The organism is Nocardia sp. NPDC006630 (genome assembly GCF_040611495.1).
Lineage (GTDB): Bacteria > Actinomycetota > Actinomycetes > Mycobacteriales > Mycobacteriaceae > Nocardia.
On sequence record NZ_JBEXOK010000001.1, the window covers coordinates 593,980 to 611,230 of the forward strand.

Consider the following 17,251-nt stretch of genomic DNA (forward strand, 5'->3'; position numbering starts at 1 on the left):
GGACCGACGGCCCCGCTACTTCTCGTTGACGCTGGTCTGCCCGTTCACCCAGGTGATATTGCCGCCGGTGAACTCGCTCTGCTTGCCGCCCGGGATATCGGTCTCATCGCTGGTCGGGTAGCCGAGTTTGCCTCCGGGACCACCGTTCTCGTCCCAGGCCTTGCGGATCTCGCCCCACACCACATGCGTTCCGGTCGTCGGGCTGCTGCAGATGGCGCCGCCCGCGAATTCCTGTGAAATGCCGCCGCCGGGTGTGTCCTGCTCCGGACCGGTGGGCGCGCCGAGCGGTCCGGCCTCACCCTTGAATTCGTTGTACTTGGCGAGAACGGTTCCGCCGACGGCGATTTCACCGTCCCGCGTGGCGATCTTGGTCTCCGTGGCGCCGGTGGTCTCGCCGCCGGTGGTCGGCTGCTCGGTGGTGGTCACCACGACCGTGCTGGTCGCATCGGACTTGGAATCCTTATTGTCCTTATCGCAGCCCGCGGTGAAAAGGGTCACGACCGCAACGGCCGCGATGATGCCAGCCGTACGTCGAGCGAAGGTGTGCATTTCATCCTCTCGGTAACTCGGGCCAGGCACCCGGCAACCATTCGGCGAATATGCAGATCTCGCCGAGTAAACCGCCGAGCAGCTATTTCAGCGAAATATACCCTGCAACATGTGAGTTGAAACACACACCAAAGATTTGCCCTGATCAGCCGGAGACGTCCGGCTGATCAGGGCAGTGGAAAAGCTGACTACCGCATGCTCACGCGTTCGGCCCGAACTCCTCCAGCATCTCGGTGACCAGTGCCGCGATCGGCGACCGCTCGCTGCGGGTCAGCGTGATGTGCGCGAAGAGCGGATGCCCCTTGAGCTTCTCGATCACGGCGGCAACACCGTCGTGCCGGCCGACCCGCAGGTTGTCGCGCTGCGCCACATCGTGCGTCAACACCACCCGCGACCCGCTGCCCAAACGGCTGAGCACCGTGAGCAGCACATTGCGTTCGAGGGACTGCGCCTCGTCCACGATCACGAAGGAGTCGTGCAGCGACCGCCCGCGAATATGGGTGAGCGGCAACACCTCCAGCATGCCGCGCGCCTGCACCTCCTCCATCACCTCCGGACTGGCGAGCCCGTCGAGGGTGTCGAAGACGGCCTGCGCCCACGGCCCCATCTTCTCGCTCTCACTACCGGGCAGATAGCCGAGATCCTGGCCGCCGACCGCGTACAGCGGGCGGAACACCACGACCTTGCGGTGCGTCCGGCGCTCCAGCACGGCTTCCAGACCCGCGGTGAGCGCGAGTGCGGACTTGCCGGTGCCGGCCCGGCCGCCCATCGAGACGATCCCGATGCTCTCGTCCATCAGCAGATCCAGGGCGATGCGCTGTTCGGCGGAGCGCCCGTGCAACCCGAAGGCCTCACGATCGCCACGCACCAGCTGAATCCGCTTGTCCGGAGACACCCGGGCCAGTGCGCTGCCACGCGAGCTCAGCAGCCGGATTCCGGTGTGGCACGGCATATCCCGCGCCTCATCGAGATCGATGATGGAATCGCTGTAGAGCCGGTCCACGGTTTCGGAGCCGACCTCGATCTCCACCATGCCGGTCCACCCGGAGGTGACGACATCCTGGGCGTGGTACTCGTCCGCCTGCAGTCCGACCGCGCTCGCCTTGACGCGCAGCGGAATGTCCTTGGATACCAGTACGACTCGTTCACCCTCGGCCGCGAAATTCAGCGCGCAGGCGAGAATGCGGGAATCGTTGCTGTCCGTGCGGAATCCGACCGGCAATACGGTCGGATCCGTGTGATTGAGCTCCACCTGGAGCGTTCCGCCCCCGGTGCCGATCGGGATCTTCTGGTCGAGCCGACCGTGTGCCAGACGCAAATCGTCCAGCATCCGCAATGCCTCCCGGGCGAACCAGCCCAGTTCGTGGTGGTGGCGTTTGCCCTCGAGCTCGCTGATCACCACGAGCGGCAGCACTACGCGGTTCTCACCGAAGCGGGTCAGCGCCCAGGGATCGGAGAGCAGCACCGACGTATCCACAACGAAGGTTTTCAGTCCGGAATCGGACGACTGCGAGGCGTGAACTCCCGGACCTGTGGTGCGCGTGCCCCGGTTGGAGGCGGCGTTCCCGGTGGGAGCGTTGACGGAGCGTGCATCAGTCACGGTGGGCTCCTTTGCCACTCGCGCGGCACCGCGCGAATGTTCTCGCTGGGCCGGTCGGCCGTTAGGGTCGTATGACCCGAGGGCCGGATGCCGGCCCCCTCGCACTGAGTTGCTCAGCCACGATCAGGACCTCCCGTACGAGCCACACCTACGCGGCCCGCACTCCCGACGTTACTGCCGAATTCGCAATCCGGCTGCCCGACTTACAGGCGTGTTGGTGAAGATCGCGTTAACGTCCCTCCCCCGCAGGGCTTTCGGCCAGCTCACCGAGCAATACCGGGACATGGCTGTGCTCCGGCTCCTTCACCGCTGTCACCAGCGTCAATGGTCCGACCGCGGCCTCGCGGCGCAACCGCGCCAGCACATCTCGGGCCGTGTCATTGTCGAGCTCGAGTCGATACCGTGTCTCGAATTCGGCGCGTCGCGCCTGCGGGTCCGCGTGGTACCACTTCCGCAGCTCGTTCGACGGCGTCACTTCCCTGGGCCAGTCGTCGATCGCCGCTTGCTGTTTGCTGATGCCGCGCGGCCAGAGCCGATCCACCAGCACCCGGCGGCCGTCGTCCGCATCGGGCGCGTCGTACACACGCTTGACCCGGTACCTCGGTTGCGCTGCCATGGGTCCATTACAGTCGACGCTATGGCCGATACCCAGGATCTAGAGGCGCTCTCCACCAAGGAACTGCACGACCGGGCCGTCAAGGCCGCGGTTCGCCGCGGTGATGTGAAATTCCTCTGGGAGCTGCTGAAGTCCATTCCGGCCGCCGAGGCCGCCTCCGGCGATCTGGGCGAGAGCGAGGCCGATATCAAGTACGTGCTGCCCATGCTCGACGACTACGTGCACGCGGGCGAGGGCGAGATCGGCGAGGTGCTGCGCCCGATGTACGTGGACTACCTGAGCAAGCACGCCTGACCCGTCACGCACTGCCGTTCGGGCCGGGTCGATCACTGCCGTGCAGGCCAGGAACTGTTCGCGGGCAGTCTTTTTCGCCATACAATCCCGGTATGACCGCTGACACCGGCCCTGAACTGGTCGTTTACCGCCGCCCCGGCTGCCCCTTCTGCGCGCGACTGCGCCGTACGCTCAACAGCAATGGGATCGTGCATCGCGAAGTCGATATCTGGCAGGATCCGGAGGCGGCGGCCTTCGTCCGCAAGGTCGCCGACGGCAATGAGACGGTGCCGACCGTCGTGCTGAAAAACGGTGCGTCGGAACGCACCTGGGTGAATCCCCGCCCGAAGTGGCTGATCTCCGTCGTCACCACCGAAGCCCTGGCCCTGACCGGCGGCCCGCGCAGCTACTGGCCGCTCCGCCGCGACGACCTCCCCCGCCCGCGCCCCGCAGCACCTGCACCACCGGCGAACTGACCCCCCACCCAACGGCCACTCCGCCGTACGCGCCAACGGCCCTGTAGCCGCGTGCCAATGGGTTCCATGCCTGCGCGCCAATGTGTTCCAGCCTGCTCGGCAACGGGTTCGATGCCCGCGCACGGGTAAACGGTCGTGCTCGCGACCCGGCGGTCCGGCAAGCAGTCCCGACACATTCGAAAGCCCCCGCGACCGATTCGGTCGCGGGGGCTTTTCGTCTAAGGCTCGGCTCAGCCGAGCAGGCGCCAGTCCTCGAGGCCCTCGTACAGCGGGAAGGCCTGAGCCAGTTTGGAGACTCGCTGGCGCAGCGAGTCCAGCTCCGCGGAGCCGGTCAGTGCGGCGGCGATGATCTCGGCGACCTCGGTGAACTCGGTATCGCCGAAGCCGCGGGTGGCCAGCGCCGGGGTGCCGATGCGCAGGCCGGAGGTGACCATCGGCGGGCGCGGGTCGAACGGAACGGCGTTGCGGTTCACGGTGATTCCGATCTCGTGCAGCAGATCCTCGCCCTGCTGGCCGTCCAGCTGCGAATTGCGCAGGTCGACCAGAACGAGGTGCACATCGGTGCCGCCGGTGAGGACATTGATGCCCTTCGCGGTGGCGTCCTCACGGGTGAGCCGCTCGGCGAGAATCTGGGCGCCGCGAATGGTGCGCGCCTGACGCTCGGCGAACTCTTCGCCCGCGGCGATCTTGAACGCCACAGCCTTGGCGGCGATGGCATGCATGAGCGGGCCGCCCTGCTGGCCCGGGAACACCGCGCTGTTGAGCTTCTTGGCGAACTCCTGCTTGGCCAGGATCAGGCCGGAGCGCGGGCCGCCGAGAGTCTTGTGCACGGTCGAGGAGACGACATCGGCGAAAGGAACCGGCGACGGGTGCAGCCCGGCGGCGACCAGACCGGCGAAGTGCGCCATATCGACCCACAGGTACGCGCCGACCTCATCGGCGATCTCGCGGAAGGCCGCGAAATCCAGGTGCCGCGGGTACGCGGACCAGCCGGCGACGATCACCTTCGGGCGGGTCTCGCGGGCGATCTTGCGCACCTCGTCCATATCGACGCGGTGGTCTTCCTTGCTGACGCCGTAGGCGTGCACCTCGTACAGCTTGCCGGAGAAGTTCAGCCGCATGCCGTGCGTGAGGTGGCCGCCGTGCGCCAGATCCAGGCCGAGCAGCTTCTCGCCCGGGTTCATCAGCGCCATCAGGACGGCGGCATTGGCCTGCGCGCCCGAATGCGGCTGGACATTCGCGTATTCCGCGCCGAAGAGCTCGGTGACGCGGGCGCGGGCCAGATCCTCGACCACGTCGACGTTCTCGCAGCCGCCGTAGTAGCGGCGGCCCGGGTAACCCTCGGCATACTTGTTGGTCAGCACGCTGCCCTGCGCCTGCAGGACCGCGCGCGGCACGAAGTTCTCCGAGGCGATCATCTCGAGGGTGTCGCGCTGGCGGGCGAGCTCGCCACCCATCGCGGCAGCCACCTCGGGATCGAGTTCGGCGAGGGACTGAGAATTGACAGAGGCGGTCGTCTGCGTCACCCGGCCGAGTGTATTGGCCGTCGCCGGAGTGTCGACCAGCGGGTTCTGGGTGTCGGTAACTGAGTGATCCATCGCAACCTTCGCGCTCCGGGCTTCGGGGGTGCCCGAAGTCCTCATGCCCAGCACCCAGGCGCGCGGTGCGGGACTTGGATGCTTCCCGGTGGTTGCTTCCACCTCGAATGCGCCAGTCGCGGTCCGGCCATCTTATCCGGAGCCCGGCCTACGCGACGCCACGCGGCTCGCGGACGCCGCGCCGACCGGACAGCTGCCCCGAAAACTGGGGGCATTTTTCGCGTCATTGCAGCCGGGACGGTGGGTTTGTCCGAAGCGGTGGACAGCCTCCGAAATTCAGGCTATGGCGGAGCAACAAATCTCGGTAAGGTGACGGACCACTGGCCTCAGTGCGCCAGTGTCATTGGCCCAAACTAGCTTTCGAGGTAGACACACATGCTTTTCAATATCGCCGGCGCCGGTCTTCCGGACATCCTGATCACCCTGCTCAAGTCCCTGTGCACGATGTCGAGCGGCGGCGCGGCCTGTTCCACCTGGGGCGCATAAGCTCCGGAGACCTGATCGGGGAGTCCCCTCACATCCGGCGGATCGCGCCAGGTGTGAGGGGTTCGTCCAAGAGGCGGCGAAAACGCTCGGACCGATTCTCGCCATCCGGCGCCTGGTCCAGCCAGCCCCCGAGCAGCCGGTAACCCTCCACGTACGTACTGATGTAGGCCCGCCACAGCGGTGAGGACAGAAAGCGCAGCGACTGCCGCGCCCGCTCCGGCGTGGTCAGACTCCAGCGCTGCAGGAATTCCGCGACGGTATCGGCGCTGCGCCCGCGATCGTGCAGCAGCAGCGCCGCATCCTGACGCACGCCCAGCAGCTTTCCGGACGCGGTCGAAATGCGTTCGGCGCGTTCCCCGTCGAAGCGCAGTCCGAGATCGGCGTAGATGTCCTGCGCCCAGCGTCCCCAGCCCGGGCCCACGATCGACTTCAGCGCCAGATCGGCCAGCCCCTCCGCCATCAGGCACTGCGGGGTATTGACCACGAACAGCGTCTGCTCGTCCTGCCCGGCCCCGACCAGTCCGGCCTCCTTGCGGCAGTGCTCGGTGTGATGGCCCGGATACGACTCGTGCGCGATCAGATGCGGCAGCTGGGACAGATGCTGTTTCAGGTCGGAGTTGATGGCGACCTTGGACTGGTAGTTGCCGAGGTAGTAGTTGAAGCCGGACCACGGCTTGTCCCCCACCACTTCGTATTCGACCCGCTCGTTATCGGGCAGCGGATAGCGCTCGCGCACCAGCTCGCGCAGTGCGCTGGAGAAGGCGTCCACACATTCGCGCAGGCGTTCCGGCGGGATCTCGTCACCGCGGCGGTGCGCGGTGATGCGCTCGAAGAGCGTGCCGTCGCCGGGGAGCACCTCGTCCAGCTGCCGGTGCGCGTCGCGGTAGTCGTCCTCGTCGCCGGGGGCGATCTCGACATCGAAGTAGGCGTGCACCTCGTCGATGAAGGAGATGTCGTCCCCCGCGAATTTGCGCCCGGAGCATTCCAGGGCCCGCAGATGCGCCTCCAGGAATTCGGTGCGCTCGGCGGGCAGGCCCGCCTCCGGAAGTTCCTTCAGCAGTGCGGCGGCCTGGTTCGCGAGCTCGCGCGGCTGCGGCGCGGGTGCGTTCTCGATTTCTCTCCGCAGCACCGGATCACCGGTGTAGGCGTCGACGAAGCCCTCCTCGAGCCGATCGAAAGCCAGTCCCAGCCGCAGGTATTCGGTGACGAGTGGATGCGCTGCCATAGCGAACGACCTTATTGGATTGCCCGGCAAGCTTCGAGCGTGTAGCCAATGTCACTCCGGTTACCGGTGAGTAGCATCACCTGGTGTTCACCACCCTGTTGAGGCCGAGCACAATTCGGCTATGCGTGGAGTGTTGCCGTGTCTGCCGTCCGGAAACTGTTGTCGGCCGACGCTGGGACGTGGCTAAGTGGCACGGATGAGCGAGCCGAGTCCCTATGTGGAATTCGACCGGAAGCAGTGGCGCACCCTGCGCAAGTCGACTCCCCTGGTGCTCACCGAGGAAGAACTGACCGGCCTGCGCGGCCTCGGCGAGCAGATCGACCTCGAAGAGGTCGCGGAGGTGTACCTCCCGCTGGCCCGTCTCATTCATTTGCAGGTCGCCGCGAAACAGCGCCTGTTCGCCGCGACCGCGACCTTCCTCGGGGAAACCCATCCCGATCGCCAGGTGCCGTATGTGATCGGCGTGGCGGGCTCGGTGGCGGTCGGTAAATCGACGACCGCACGTGTGCTGCAGGCACTACTGGCGCGCTGGGATCACCATCCCCGGGTGGATCTGGTCACCACCGACGGATTCCTCTACCCCACAGCCGAACTCACCCGGCGCGGCATCATGCACCGCAAGGGTTTCCCGGAGTCCTACGATCGCCGCAAGCTGCTGCGCTTCGTCACCGAGGTGAAATCCGGTGCGCCCGAGGTGTGCGCGCCGGTGTATTCGCATATCGCCTACGACATCGTGCCCGAGCAGTTCCACTGCGTGCGCCAGCCCGACATTCTCATCGTCGAGGGTCTGAACGTGCTGCAGACCGGTCCCCGCCTGATGGTGTCGGACCTGTTCGACTTCTCCGTCTATGTGGACGCCCGCATCGAGGACATCGAGAACTGGTACGTGCAGCGCTTCCTGTCCCTGCGCAAAACGGCCTTCACCGATCCGAATTCGGCCTTCCACCACTACGCGAACTTCACCGATTCCGAAGCCACCAATCAGGCCAAGGAGATCTGGCACAGCACCAACCGCCCGAACCTGGTGGAGAACATCCTGCCCACCCGGCCGCGCGCCACGCTCGTACTGCGCAAAGACTCCGACCACGCCATCAACCGGCTGCGGCTGCGCAAGCTCTAGAGTCGCCAGGCGGCGTCCAGGCGTGCTGCCACATCGATATCGGTGGCGGCCTGGATATTCGGCTTGCGGATCTCGGTCGCGATATAGCGCGCCACGAAGCGGCGGATCTCGTGATCGACGCTGGCCAGAATGCGCAGCAGCTCCCCGCGGCGAGATGCGCTCGCCACATTGATGCGCACATTGCTGGGCTGTGGTTCGGCGATATCGATGAGCACGCGCAGCGGCTCGGCGGTGCGCACGGTCAGATGCAGGTGGATGGTGCCGTCCACATGGAACGGGTAGCGATCCACCGCGAGATCGATGAGCAGATCGATATCCAGCGGGATCACCAGGTCGTACGAAATATTGTCCTGCACTTCCCGATTCAGCCGCGGCTGACCCAGCCGCACCCCGGCGGACAGTTTGGCTATCCGCCCCGGTCCCACCCCGATCGGGCCGAATTCGAACGCCTCCCCGGTCAATTTCTCGAAGGCCCCGGCTATCCGCCCCGGCGAGGCCGCGTACTCCAGAAACCGGCGGCCGAACTCCTCATAGCTGAGGTACGACTCCGTGGTGACAATCGTCGAATCCCCCGGGCCACTCTGCCCTTCGCGCAGCTCACTCATGCACTCCGACGGTACGGCAGCGACGGCCCCGCGAACCACGGAAGCCATTGCACTGCAACACAACCGTTGACATGCCGTGTTGCGCAGAACGAGTCTTACACGCCGAAACGGCGGTGCCGGGCAGCGAAATCACGCAGGGCCCGCAGAAAATCGACGCGCCGGAACTCCGGCCAGTACGCCTCGGTGAACCAGATCTCCGAATAGGCGCTCTGCCACAGCAGGAATCCGGAGAGCCGCTGCTCACCGGAGGTGCGGATGACCAGATCCGGATCCGGCTGACCGGAGGTGTAGAGGTGCTGCCCGATGGCGTCGACGGTGATCGACTGCACCAGATCCTCGCCGGTCTCGCCCGCTTCGATCTCCTGGCGCACCAGCGAGCGCACCGCATCGGTGATCTCCTGCCGGCCGCCGTAGCCGATGGCCACGTTCACGTGCACGCCGTCGCGGCCGCTGGTGCGCTCGGCCGCCACCCGCAACCGCTTGGCCACGTAGTCCGGCAACTGATCGAGCGCACCCACGATGCGCACGCTCGAATTCTGTTCCGGCGCAGAGAGTTCGTCGACCACATCGGTGATCACCTCGAAGAGGGTGTCCAGCTCGTCCTGGTCGCGGCGCAGATTCTCGGTGGAGAGCAGATAGACGGTGACCATCTCGACGCCCGACTCACCGCACCAGCCGACCAGCTCGGCGATTTTGAGCGCCCCCACCCGATGCCCGTGACTGACATCGGTGAAGCCGTTCTCCCGCGCCCAGCGCCGATTACCGTCACACATGACGGCGACGTGCCGGGGGTGCTGCCTGCCCGCCAGCTGCTGGGCCAGTCTGGCCTCGTAAATCCGATACGGGAGTCCACGCACCTGACTCGCAAGCTTCACGGGAAGTGACAGTACGCTCCCCCGCCTCCCCGGAACTTTGACGCCCGGCCAAGAGGTCGTCCAGTCCCATTCGCGCAGTGCGGTCAGGTGGGGCGCCGGTTCTGGGGGTGCCCCGGGAGTTACCCCGACACTTGCGAAACCAGTTGTTCAGAACACTTTCAAGACTTTCGGGCGCTAACCTACGGTACCGTAGGTTACTGAGGAGGTAACTAACGTGTCGGACACTGTGCAGCCTTTCGCCCCGGGGGCGGATGCCCTCGATTCCGGTCGAGGGGCGGGCGCGCTGATCAAACCGCGGATGCGCGGGTGGATTCATGCGTGGGCCTTCGGCGTTGCCGTCATCGCGGTGATCGTGCTGGTGAGCAAGGCCTCGACGATCTCGGCGAGCGCGGCCTGGTCCACCGCCGTCTACGGGCTGACGGTGTGCGGGGTGTTCGGTATCAGCGCGACCTACCACCGGGTGCACTGGCGCACGCCGCGCGCTCGCATGTGGATGAAACGGGCCGATCATTCGATGATCTTCCTGTTCATCGCGGGCAGCTACACGCCGTTCGCACTGCTCGGTGTCCGCGGACACGCCGGGACGACCTTGTTGATCACGGTGTGGGCGGGCGCGGTGGCGGGTGTCGCACTGAAGATGCTGTGGCCCACCGCCCCTCGCTGGATCGGGGTCCCGCTGTATCTGCTGCTCGGCTGGGCCATTGTGCCGGTCGCCGGAACCCTCATCCACAATGTCGGCTGGACGCCGGTATTACTGCTGCTCGCGGGCGGTATCGCCTATAGCGTAGGCGGCATTCTCTACGCCTCGCGGTGGCCGGACCCGTGGCCCAGGGTCTTCGGATATCACGAGTTCTTCCATGCGGCAACGGTCGTCGCGGCCCTATGCCACTATGTTGCTGTCTGGCTGGTCCTGCTCCACTGACCGGAGCAAAAACTCACAAACGTGCAATTGGGGCCGAAAGGTCTCTAAAGTCCTGAACATCAGCCGGACGACCCCTAGGCATGCAACCGCGATGACACCACCGACTGTCGCCACCCGCGCGACACCCTTGGCGCCGTGATAAGCAGGCTCATCCTCTGGGCGCTGCGCGCGCGCTGGGGACTCTCGGTGGTCGTCATGGCGTGCAACCTCAGCGGGCTCGCGGTCATCTCCACCGAACTGCTGCTGAGCGGATTCTTCGGCCGCCTCGGATCGACGTGGATGACCACCTTCGTCCAGGTCGCCATCTACCCGGCCATCGGCGCCGCGGTCGGCATCGTGCTCGCGGTGCGCGATCGGGAGCACTATTTCAGCTGGCTCGATCAGCGCCGCGCACCCACCGAGACCGAGGCGCGGCGGCTGCTGCATCTGCCCATGGGCATCACCCTGCGCGCGCTGGCCATCTGGATTCCGGGTGTGATCATCGCCGCCGCGGTGTACGCGCACGCCACCTCGCCGCGGAATTTCGCGGTGGTGCTGTCCATGTTCACGCTCGGTGGGCTGGAGTCGGCGGCTCTCACCTATCTCATTGTGGACCGGCTGATCCGGCCCACCATTCCGGTGGTGGCGGAGGTGCTCGACGACACCGCGCACTGGAGTTCCACGGTGCTCATGCGGGTGCTGGTCACCTTCGCGGTGGTGGGCGCGGTACCGCTGCTCATGCTCATCACCGTGCTCGCCGATCCCACGACCGATCCGAGCGATCGCGTTCGCACCGGCATCTACCTTGCGGTGGTGGGACTTTCGGCGGGTTCGGTGGCCACGGCCGCGCTGGCCCGCGCCGTCGCCACCCCGATGCATACGCTGCGCGACGCACTCGATCGCATCGCGCGGGGCGAACTCGATGTGCAGGTGCCGATCGGCAGCACCAGTGAGATCGGCCGCCTCGAGCATTCGGTGAACGAGCTGGCCGCGAATCTGCGTGAGCGCGAACATATGCGCACCGTCTTCGGCCGCCACGTCGGCACCGAGGTGGCCGAGCGCGCGCTGGCCGGCACCACCAATCTCACCGGCGATCTACAGGTGGTGACAGCGCTTTTCGTGGATGTCACCGGTTCGGTGGCACTGTCCACCGAACTGGCCCCGCACGATTTCGTCGCCAAACTCAACCGGCTGCTGTCCATCGTGATCACGGCGACCGAGGACAATCACGGGCTGGTCAACAAGTTCGAAGGTGATGCGGCCCTGTGCATCTTCGGTGCGCCGATCGCGCTGGAGGACAATGCCACCCCCGCACTGCGGGCCGCCCGCCGCATTCGCGACGAGGTCGCCGCCGCGGGGGAACTCGATGTCGGCATCGGTGTGGCGCGCGGCCTCGTTTTCGCCGGTGATGTCGGTGCGGACACCCGCCTCGAATTCACCGTCATCGGTGACGCCGTCAATGAAGCGGCCCGGCTCACGACCGAGGCCAAACAGGTCGGCCGCCGAATCCTGGCCAGTCAGGCGGTTATCGACGCCGCCGCCGAGTTCGAACGCAGCAGGTGGGAGTTGCACGACACCCTCCACCTCCGCGGCCGCAAAGAGCCCACTCCAGGCTGGACCGACACTCCGTCCCGCAGGACAGTCCGCCGCAACGGCACCGACCCGCAGGCCGCTGCCCGCCCGGTCGCACCCCCGGCCCCAGCCGACGCCGACCAGGCAGCCGATCGCTAGTCATCCACGCACGCGTTCCGAGAGTCCTCGGCATATCCGGTCAAAGCACTCGAAATAAACACACCCGGACTGTAAGACCGCCGGCACCCCCCAGCAACGAATTAACCCATAACCTCGCCCGCCAAACACGACGCGAGGCGGGAAGACAGCTGGGATAAGTCACGCCGTTGCGTGGATTGGGTTGTCGTACTGCGGGATTAGGGCGTTGCAGTACTCGGGGGTGATCCGGCGAGGTGAGCGGGCGGGACATTGTTGCGGGTATGGACGATGCCGGTTTTACCGATAGAGCACCGAATGCGGGTGGGCCGCAACATGCACGGCTGCTGTCGCTGGCCTTCCGGGCGATTGCTCTGGCACTGCTGGCGGGGATCGGGGAGACACTGCTGCATGTGGTGCTGGAACTCCGCGACCACGGGATGGGCGCGGGAGAGCTGCTGTCGGCGCTGATCGTGCGGGGCGCCATCTACTCGGCGGTATTCGCTGTCGCACTGCGCATGGCCGCCGATATCCGTTGGGCCCGAGGCATTCTCGTGTTCGGGCTCGGCACCCTCGGGCTGGCTTCGCTGGTGGTCGAGCCCCTCACGGCGGTGCTGACGGCGGATCGGTTCGGCGACCTGTTCGCGCATTGGACTCCGGCCGCGGTCACGCTGGGCGTGTGTCGCAGTGTGCATATCGTGGCGGTGCTGGTGGCCCTCACCGCGATGATTCAGGCCAGTGGCGGCAGCAATGCGGCCCGGACCTCCGACACGGTGGTGACCGGCAGATCGCAGACCGAACCGCGGCAGACGTAGGCGGCGGACAGGTCCGCGACCGGGGGACGGTCGGCCAGCAGGGGCTGGGAATCCTGATCGCCGGAGACGATGACGGTGCCGCCGGGGGCGGCCACGCGGGCTGCGGTGACGAGGCAGGCGGCCCACCCGTCCAGGTCGGCGTCGCCGGCGGAGACTGCCACCTGAATCGGTCCGCGCAGTGCGGCTTCGGCGACCGCCAGCCAATGGCCGGCCGAACGGGGCGCCCGCGCAAGCAGAACCGCACCGCGCGTGAGCGTCTGATCGGCCAGCTCGCGGTAGCGGGTGGCCCGCTCCGGATCACTGAGGGCGGCGGCGGTGAGCAGCGCGTCGGCCAGCACGGAGGTCCCCGCCGGAGTCGCACCGTCGACGGGATCGCGCGGGCGGGTGACCAGGGTTTCGGCATCGTCGGCGGTATCGAACCAGCTGCCCGGGGTTTCCGGATCGGCGAAGTGCGTGACCGCGGCATCGAGAATGCGCTCCGCCTGCGCCAGCCAGTCCCCACTGCTGGTCTGATGCACGGCGAGCAGACCCAGTGCGAGCCAGGCGTAATCCTCCAGCACGCCGGGAGCGGTCCCGGCGACCCCGCCGAGAGAGGCGCGGCAGACCCGGCCCTCGCGCACATGCACATTCAGCAGGAAGGCGGCGCAGCGCTCGGCGGCGGCGATCCAGACCGGATTCAGGTGCGCCGCACCGGCTTCGGCGAGTGCGGTGATGGCCATGCCGTTCCAGGCGGTCACCACCTTGTCGTCACGCGCGGGCTGGGGGCGGGTCTGGCGGGCGGCGCTCAATGTGGCCCGAATGCGTTCGAAGCGTTCGTAATCCGCCGCGCCCGGATCCCGGTACCGGGTCAGCACCGAGGTGCCCTGTTCGAAGGTTCCGGCCGTGGTGACGCCGAAAAGCTCTGCGGCCCAGGCTCCGTCGTGCGCGCCGAGCTCACCGTTCAGTTCTGCCGGAGTCCACACATAGGTGGCGCCCTCCACCCCGGGCTGCCCGGGTTCGAGGTGGGTGTCGGCATCCAGCGCGGAGGCGAACCCGCCGCGTTCGGTGCCCAGATCGTCCAGCAGGAACCCGGCGGTTTCGCGGGTCACGCGCAGCGCCAGCGGTTCCGAGGCGTCCGGCGCCGCCAGCGGATCCCGCCAGGGCGTGTCCTCCCCGTCCTGCGCCCGCCGCGCCAGGTGCGAATACACCCGCAGCAGTTGTGCGTTGTCGTAGAGCATCTTCTCGAAGTGCGGCACCACCCAGGCCTCGTCCACCGAGTACCGGGCGAAGCCGCCGCGCAGCTGGTCGTAGATACCGCCCCGCGCCATCGCCTCGGCGGTGAACGAAACCGCCTGCCGCACAGCCTCGTTCCCGGTCCGCTCGAAGTCTCGCAGCAATCCCTCGAGCAGTGCGGACGGCGGAAACTTCGGTGCGCCGCCGAATCCCCCGTGCTTGGGATCCATATCCTTCAGCACGGACGCGACGGCGTGATCGAGCAGGTTGGCGCTGAGCGCCACAATGCTGTCCGGCAGCCCCGCCGTCTGCTGCCGCAGCGCCTCCCCCACCTGAGCTGCCGCCTGATCCACCTCATCGCGCCGATTCCGCCAGGTATCGGAGACCGCACTCAACAACTGCGTGAACGACGGCATCCCGTGCCGCGGCGTCTTCGGGTAGTAGGTGCCGCAGTAGAACGGCTCCCCCTCCGGCGTCAGGAAGCACGTCATCGGCCACCCGCCCTGCCCGGTCATGGCGACGGTCGCATTCATGTACACCGCATCCAGATCGGGCCGCTCCTCCCGATCCACCTTGATGCACACGAAATTCTCGTTCATGAGCCCCGCCGTGCCCTCGTCCTCGAACGATTCGTGCGCCATCACATGGCACCAGTGGCAGCTCGCGTACCCGATCGACAGCAGGATCGGCACATCCCGCTCCCGCGCCGAGGCCAGCGCCGCAGCATCCCATTCCCGCCAGTGCACCGGATTGTCGGCGTGCTGGCGCAGGTACGGCGAGGTGGCATCCTTCAGGAGGTTCACTCCTTCAGCTTTCCACAGCACAGCCCCGGTCAGCCGGTTCGCACCCGTGTGTACAGCGGACAACTGCGGGCGCGAGTGCACTCCGCTCGAGTCCTGTTCTCCGGTAAGCGCGAATGGCCGGTTCGGCTGGACGCGACCGGTGCGTATGGCTGACGATGGCTGACATGTTGCTCACGCGCGAGGCCGAGCTGTTCGAGAGCTCCAGGAGCCGCCTGGAGGCGATCGCCTACCGCATGCTGGGCTCGGCCGGCGATGCCGAGGACGCGGTGCAGGAGACGTATCTGCGCTGGCAGGCCGCTGACCGCGAGTACGTGCAGACGCCCGAGGCGTGGCTGACCAAGGTGCTCACCAATCTCTGCCTCAACCAGCTCACCTCGGCCCGCGCGCGCCGGGAAACCTATGTGGGGCAATGGCTTCCGGAGCCGGTGCTGGCCGGCGACCCGATACTGGGCCCGGCCGACACCGTCGAGCAGCGGGAATCGGTGTCGATCGCCATGCTCACGCTCATGGAGCGGCTCACCGCCAACGAGCGCGCGGTGTACGTGCTGCGCGAGGCCTTCGGCTACCCGCACCACGAGATAGCCGACCTGCTCGACATCACCGAATCCCATTGCCAGCAGGTCTATCGCCGCGCCAAACAGCATTTGGCCGTGGAACGGGCGCGCATCGAGGTGGACGCGACGACCGCCCGCCGGATCGTGGCGGAATTCCTGGCCGCGGCGGTCAGCGGCCGCACCGGCGAGCTGGTGCGGTTGCTCACCGATGACGCCGCCATCATCGGCGACGGCGGCGCGTACTTCCCCACCTTGAACAGGCCGCTCGTCGGCGCCGAGCGCATCGCGCTGTTCGTGCGGCTCGCCATCAAACCCGCGGGCGCCAAGTGGGACCTGCTCGGCGGCAAGCCAACACCGTTCGCCGCGATCGTCAATGGCAGGCCCGCGCTGGTCCTGGTGGCCGCGGATCGCATTGTCGGCATCGTGGTGCTGGAGGTGACCGCCGACGGCATCGCCGCCGTGCACGGCCACGTCAACCCCGACAAACTGGCGCATGCCAATCGCCGGTGGGCCACATACGCACCCGGAGCACCCCTGCCCGATTTGTGGTGACCCACATCACAGTCGACTCCTGTCAGCATTCGCGCGGCTGTCCGGTTCAAGTTCCGAACCCACCGAGACAGGAGCAACACCATGAAGCACCGCATCGTCGTCCTCGGAGCCGGATACGCCGGAGCCATCACCGCCGGCCGCCTGGCCAAGCGACTGCACCGCGGCGACGTCGAGATCACCCTGGTCAACGCCGATCCCGACTTCGTCGAACGGGTGCGCCTGCACCAGCTCGCCGCCGGGCAGGACCTGCGGGCCCGCCCACTGCGAAAGATGTTCGCGGGCACCGGCATCGAGGTGCGCATCGCCCGCGTCGATGCGATCGACGCCGATCGCAAGACCGTCGAACTGCTCGGCGCGCAGGCGATCGAGACCCTCGCCTACGACACACTCGTCTACGCCCTGGGCAGCACCACCGCCGATTTCGGCGTGCCCGGCGTCGCCGAGCACTCCCACCAGGTTGCGAGCAAGCAGGCCGCGCTGCGGCTGCGGGAACGCCTGGCCCAGCTGCGGGCGGGCGAGACCGTGCTGATCGTGGGCGGCGGTCTGACCGGCATCGAGACCGCCACCGAGATCGCCGAGGCACGCCCGGATCTGCGGGTCGCCATGGCCGCGCGCGGCGGTGTCGGCGACTGGCTCGACGAGAAGGCGCAAAGCCACCTGCGCGGCGCGTTCGAACGCTTCGGTATCACCGTCCACGAGCACGCCGACGTCACCCGGGTCACCGAAGCGGGAGTGGTCACCCGGCCGGGGGCGGAGATTCCCGCTCAGATAACCGTCTGGACAGCGGGATTCGCCGTGCATCCGATCGCGGCCGCCAGCACGCTCACCGTCTCCGAGACCGGGCGGATCGTCGTCGACGCCACCCAGCGCTCGGTCTCACACCCGGACGTGTACGCCGTCGGCGATGCCGCACACGCCGCGGGGGTGGGCGGCAGGACATTGCGCATGGGCTGCGCCACCGCCTCCCCGATGGCCTGGCTGGGCGCCGACGCCATCGCCGCCCGGCTGACCGGACGTGCGGTCCCCGATGCCCCGATCGGCTACAACGGCCAGTGCATCAGCCTCGGCCGCCGCGATGCCATCGTGCAGAAGGTGACCGCGGAAGATCAGCCGACCTCGAAGGTCGACGTGGGCCGCAAGGCCGCCCGCCTGAAGGAACTGATCTGCTCGGGCGCGGCCTGGTCCGTGCGGCACCCGACCCTGCTGGTGCCGAGCCGGCGGCGCCGAGTCGCCGAGATCAGCGCGGCGGCGCGTACCGCGGCCGTCTGAACGCGCGGTGCCGAA

General features: G+C 67.2%; 16 protein-coding genes. 8 read left to right on the forward strand and 8 right to left on the reverse strand.

From position 1 onward, the window contains the following. Nucleotides 1-15 precede the first annotated feature (15 nt). The 3 genes from ABZX86_RS02685 to ABZX86_RS02695 all read right to left on the reverse strand — a co-directional run bounded on the left by ABZX86_RS02685 (nt 16) and on the right by ABZX86_RS02695 (nt 2,765). Entirely contained in the window at nt 16-498 is a 483-nt protein-coding gene (locus tag ABZX86_RS02685) for an esterase (RefSeq protein WP_355119285.1), read from the reverse strand. Nucleotides 499-748: 250 nt separating this feature from the next. Then, nucleotides 749-2,149: a PhoH family protein gene (locus ABZX86_RS02690; RefSeq protein WP_355119287.1), complete on the reverse strand. Its 1,401-nt coding sequence runs from the start codon at nt 2,147-2,149 to the stop codon at nt 749-751. Nucleotides 2,150-2,378: 229 nt separating this feature from the next. Further along, nucleotides 2,379-2,765: a DUF488 family protein gene (locus tag ABZX86_RS02695; RefSeq protein WP_355119289.1), complete on the reverse strand. Its 387-nt coding sequence runs from the start codon at nt 2,763-2,765 to the stop codon at nt 2,379-2,381. Between the two features lie 21 nt (nt 2,766-2,786). On the opposite strand from ABZX86_RS02695, the gene ABZX86_RS02700 reads away from it, so the two are divergent. After that, entirely contained in the window at nt 2,787-3,059 is a 273-nt protein-coding gene (locus ABZX86_RS02700; RefSeq protein ID WP_355119291.1) for a hypothetical protein, read from the forward strand. A 92-nt stretch (nt 3,060-3,151) separates the two neighbouring features. Then, nucleotides 3,152-3,514: a glutaredoxin domain-containing protein gene (locus ABZX86_RS02705; protein ID WP_355119293.1), complete on the forward strand. Its 363-nt coding sequence runs from the start codon at nt 3,152-3,154 to the stop codon at nt 3,512-3,514. 230 nt (nt 3,515-3,744) lie between these two features. On the opposite strand, the gene glyA is transcribed toward ABZX86_RS02705, so the two are convergent. Continuing rightward, entirely contained in the window at nt 3,745-5,040 is a 1,296-nt protein-coding gene (gene glyA, locus ABZX86_RS02710) for a serine hydroxymethyltransferase (RefSeq protein WP_355119830.1), read from the reverse strand. Nucleotides 5,041-5,626: 586 nt separating this feature from the next. After that, nucleotides 5,627-6,823, reverse strand: a complete 1,197-nt coding sequence (locus ABZX86_RS02715; RefSeq protein ID WP_355119295.1) for a DUF885 domain-containing protein — start codon at nt 6,821-6,823, stop codon at nt 5,627-5,629. Nucleotides 6,824-7,010: 187 nt separating this feature from the next. Here ABZX86_RS02715 and coaA point away from each other — a divergent pair, with 187 nt between their 5' ends. Beyond that, nucleotides 7,011-7,943, forward strand: coding sequence for a type I pantothenate kinase (coaA, locus tag ABZX86_RS02720; protein ID WP_355119297.1), 933 nt, complete (start codon nt 7,011-7,013; stop codon nt 7,941-7,943). Here the strand turns inward: coaA and ABZX86_RS02725 are convergent. Together ABZX86_RS02725 and ABZX86_RS02730 are read right to left on the reverse strand one after the other, a co-directional pair. Next, nucleotides 7,940-8,548, reverse strand: a complete 609-nt coding sequence (locus tag ABZX86_RS02725; protein ID WP_355119299.1) for a hypothetical protein — start codon at nt 8,546-8,548, stop codon at nt 7,940-7,942. The genes coaA and ABZX86_RS02725 overlap by 4 nt on opposite strands. Before the next feature lie 95 nt (nt 8,549-8,643). Further along, nucleotides 8,644-9,423, reverse strand: a complete 780-nt coding sequence (locus ABZX86_RS02730; protein WP_355119301.1) for an isoprenyl transferase — start codon at nt 9,421-9,423, stop codon at nt 8,644-8,646. Nucleotides 9,424-9,721: 298 nt separating this feature from the next. Here ABZX86_RS02730 and ABZX86_RS02735 point away from each other — a divergent pair, with 298 nt between their 5' ends. The 3 genes from ABZX86_RS02735 to ABZX86_RS02745 all read left to right on the forward strand — a co-directional run bounded on the left by ABZX86_RS02735 (nt 9,722) and on the right by ABZX86_RS02745 (nt 12,846). Then, the gene (locus tag ABZX86_RS02735; protein WP_355119832.1) at nt 9,722-10,345 is read left to right on the forward strand and encodes a hemolysin III family protein; all 624 of its coding nucleotides are present in this window, start codon (nt 9,722-9,724) and stop codon (nt 10,343-10,345) included. Between the two features lie 135 nt (nt 10,346-10,480). After that, nucleotides 10,481-12,055: an adenylate/guanylate cyclase domain-containing protein gene (locus ABZX86_RS02740; protein WP_355119303.1), complete on the forward strand. Its 1,575-nt coding sequence runs from the start codon at nt 10,481-10,483 to the stop codon at nt 12,053-12,055. Between the two features lie 260 nt (nt 12,056-12,315). Next, entirely contained in the window at nt 12,316-12,846 is a 531-nt protein-coding gene (locus ABZX86_RS02745; protein ID WP_355119304.1) for a hypothetical protein, read from the forward strand. Here ABZX86_RS02745 and ABZX86_RS02750 read toward each other — a convergent pair. Then, a complete protein-coding gene (locus ABZX86_RS02750; RefSeq protein ID WP_355119306.1) occupies nt 12,762-14,861 on the reverse strand; it encodes a thioredoxin domain-containing protein in 2,100 nt (699 codons plus the stop codon). The genes ABZX86_RS02745 and ABZX86_RS02750 overlap by 85 nt on opposite strands. 164 nt (nt 14,862-15,025) lie before the next feature. Here ABZX86_RS02750 and sigJ point away from each other — a divergent pair, with 164 nt between their 5' ends. Beyond that, entirely contained in the window at nt 15,026-15,967 is a 942-nt protein-coding gene (gene sigJ / locus ABZX86_RS02755; protein ID WP_355119308.1) for an RNA polymerase sigma factor SigJ, read from the forward strand. Nucleotides 15,968-16,048: 81 nt separating this feature from the next. Then, entirely contained in the window at nt 16,049-17,236 is a 1,188-nt protein-coding gene (locus tag ABZX86_RS02760; protein WP_355119309.1) for an FAD-dependent oxidoreductase, read from the forward strand. Nucleotides 17,237-17,251 lie beyond the last annotated feature (15 nt).